This window comes from Streptomyces sp. NPDC052107 (genome assembly GCF_040680215.1).
Classification (GTDB): Bacteria; Actinomycetota; Actinomycetes; order Streptomycetales; family Streptomycetaceae; genus Streptomyces.
On record NZ_JBFAWG010000231.1, the window covers coordinates 1 to 2,861 of the forward strand.

Here is a 2,861-nt window from a genome sequence, read left to right on the forward strand (position 1 = left end):
GGGTGAAGGGTTCGCCTGGTGGCCCGTCCCGCTGTCTCGTGGTCTGCGTAGGCCCGGGCATCGACCGCCGCGCAGAGTCAGCGGCGCGCCAGGAGCGCCTCACCGCGCTGCCCATGACGACGTCTGCGTGCCGCGGCGGCACTTGAATGGGCCGTCCCGTCGCGCGTCCCGTTGATGCCCGTGCCCGCGACTCCTACGCCGCTCTCAGCGGCCGGAACGAGCCTCGTCACGTAGAGACCGGGCAGGGGAGTCGCACGGGGTGCAGGCCAGCAGGGCCGTCGCTTGTGACGGTCCACGTGGCGAGGTGAGGGTGACACTTTCGGTGGGCTGTCAAGGGCCATTGAGTTCTGCCCATAGGCGGCCAGTGTTTCTTCCCGCTGGTGGCCATCAGAACTGCCCACTGGTGGCCAGCTGGTTTGCCCGTTTGGGTGGTGGTGCTGGCCACCGTGATGGGATCAGTTCAGTGGCATGACTCCCTTCCCGGCCATTGCCTGGGTCATCCGTACGGAGTCTCCGGTGGTCTGGCAGACGTGGGCGTGGTGCAGGAGCCGGTCCACGGTGGCGGTGGCCAGGGTCTTGGGCATCAGCTCGTCGAAGCCGGCCGGGTGCAGGTTCGAGCTGATCGCTACGGAGCGTTTCTCGTAGGCGGCGTCCACGATGCGGTAGAGGCCCTCGGCGGCATCGTCGGCGACCGGCAGCAGGCCGATGTCGTCGATGACGATCAGGTCGGCGCGCAGGATTCGGGCGACGGCTTTGGTGATGGTGTCATCGGGCCGGTGGGCCCGGATCATCGCCCCGAGGTCCTCCAGGGTGAACCAGGCCACCCGCTTGCCCTCCTCCACGGCCTGCTGGCCCAGGGCCTCGAGGAAGAAGGTCTTGCCGGTGCCGGAGGGCCCGCAGACCACGAGGTTCTCTCTGCGCGAGAGCCATTCCAGGGTGCGCAGGGACTGCTGGGTCGGGGCCGGGATCGAGGAGGCGCCCGGATCCCAGGTCGTGAAGGTCTTGCCGGTGGGGAACCCGGCGGCCTTGCGCCGGGCGGCGAGCATGGATCGGGCCCGACCGGTGGTCTCCTCGACCAGCAGGGCCTTGAGGACCTCGGCCGGCTCCCAGCGTTGGGCCCGGGCGGTGGCCAGTACCTCGGCGGCGATACCGCGGGCGTGGGGCATCTTCAGCTGCCGCAACAGCGCCTCCAAATCGGCCGGCAGCGCCGGTGCGGCGGTGTTCGGGGTGTGGATGCTCACCGGGCTGCCCCCTCGGTGTTGGAGGTACCGAGGCCGGCCCAGCCGGCGGTGCCCTGGGTCAGGGACCGTTCCTCGGTGGCGGTGTGCATCCCGGTGCGGTGGCCGGCGGCGGTGAGCAGGGAGGCCAGGTCGCCGTGGGCGAAGCGCTGGTGCACCGCGGCCACCCCGAGGGCGCGGTCGACCTGGTCGGTGCCGGCGAGCTTGGCCAGGGTGACGGCCTCGGCCATCTTCTGACCGATCCGGCTGGTGCCGGCCGCGGCGGCCTCCACCAGCCAGGTCCTCGCTCCGGCCCCGATGGCCAGGAACTCGGCCTCCGCCGCCGAACGGGGCACCGGGGTGTAGTCCCCGGGCACCTTGTCCGTCTCGTGGCCGGGGAAGTGCGCGTCGTCGATGGCCGGGGACCCGGGCCGGGCCACCCGGTGCCGGGCGACCTCCACCGGCCCCTGCGCACCGGCGTGCATGATCACCACCATCGAGTCCGGTCCGGTGCCGTGATGGCGCACGAACACCTCGGCCCCGAGCAGGTGCGCGGGCACCGAGTACTGGGCGTTTTCGAAGGAGACCATCGGCGTGTTCTCCGGCACCTTCCGTCCCACCCCGTAGGCCACGGTGTGCGCCGTGGCGGGGATCCGATGCAACGCGCTGGTCTCCTCGGCGAGCATGTGGTCCGGGCGGCGCCGGGTCACCCGGTGCTCCCGGGAGTTCACCATGGCCATGAACCCCGCGCAGGCGGCCTCGAGCTCAGCGAACGAGGCGTACTGGTCCCGCAGGTTGGTGTCCTTCGGGACCAGGTCGGCCTTGGCCAGCTTCACCGCGTTCTCCACCCCGCCCTTGGCGGCCGGATCCGCTGGCTGGCAGGTCAGCACCTCCACGCCGTAATGCCGAGCGAACGCCACGGTGGCCTGGTTACGCACCGGCACCCCGGCCACATGAGAGACCGTCACTGTCTTCTCGTTATCCGTCAGCACATAGGTCGGCGCGCCCCCGATCAGCCGGAAGCACCGGTCCAGGGCGGCGAACACACTCGGAGCCGTCCTATCACGCAGGGCGATGACGATCCGGTAGCGGGACCAGGCCAGCCAGGCCACGAACAGCACCGTCTTGGCCCCGTCGATCGCCGGCCCATCGCCGAAGTCGTACTGCAGCCATGCGCCCGGCTCGGTGATCCAGGGCCGGTGCACCCGGCGCTTCCCGGCCCGCCAGGCGGCCTTCACCTCGGCCACCGCCCGCCGGGTGGAGCGCTCAGAGCCGGTGTAGCCCATTGCGGTGAGCTTGGCGTGCACGACATCGGCGCGGATCCTGCCCGTGGAGGCCTCGACCCATTCCTCGATCTTGGGCAGCCAGACATCGGTGACCTTCGGGCGGCTGGCTCCGGATCCAGGGGTCTGGCCGGCGTCGCGGGCCCGCACCAGCCGGGCCACGGTGTGATGGGAGCAACCGGCCAGCTCGGCGGCGCCCCGCAATGACTTGGTCAGGTCATAGGCACTGAGTATTTTCATGGTTTCTGCGGCATCCTTCATTCAGGGCCGGGCGGCGCGCCGGGCCTGGCCGATGCCGGTCTCGGTCAGCTCGACATCCGTGCTGCCCTGGAAGCGGCGCTCGACGTTCCAGGCGGTCTGG

Annotated in this window: 3 protein-coding genes; all 3 read right to left on the reverse strand. The window is 70.8% G+C overall.

Annotation, left to right across the window (positions count from 1 at the left end):
* Positions 1-455 precede the first annotated feature (455 nt).
* A complete protein-coding gene (gene istB / locus AB0M27_RS47245; RefSeq protein WP_010078636.1) occupies positions 456-1,241 on the reverse strand; it encodes an IS21-like element helper ATPase IstB in 786 nt (261 codons plus the stop codon).
* Complete coding sequence (locus tag AB0M27_RS47250) at positions 1,238-2,761, reverse strand: IS21-like element ISMlu14 family transposase (protein ID WP_031943827.1); 1,524 nt, start codon at positions 2,759-2,761, stop codon at positions 1,238-1,240. Before AB0M27_RS47250 ends, istB begins: the two co-directional genes overlap by 4 nt.
* Positions 2,762-2,861 (reverse strand): histidine phosphatase family protein (locus tag AB0M27_RS47255; protein ID WP_365732383.1); only part of this gene is annotated, 100 nt, incomplete at its 5' end. It abuts the gene before it with no gap.

What these genes read in the sequence shown, in the direction of transcription:
- AB0M27_RS47250 (WP_031943827.1), bottom strand. Translation starts at nt 2,761, where the DNA reads ATGAAGGATGCCGCAGAAACCATGAAAATACTCAGTGCCTATGACCTG.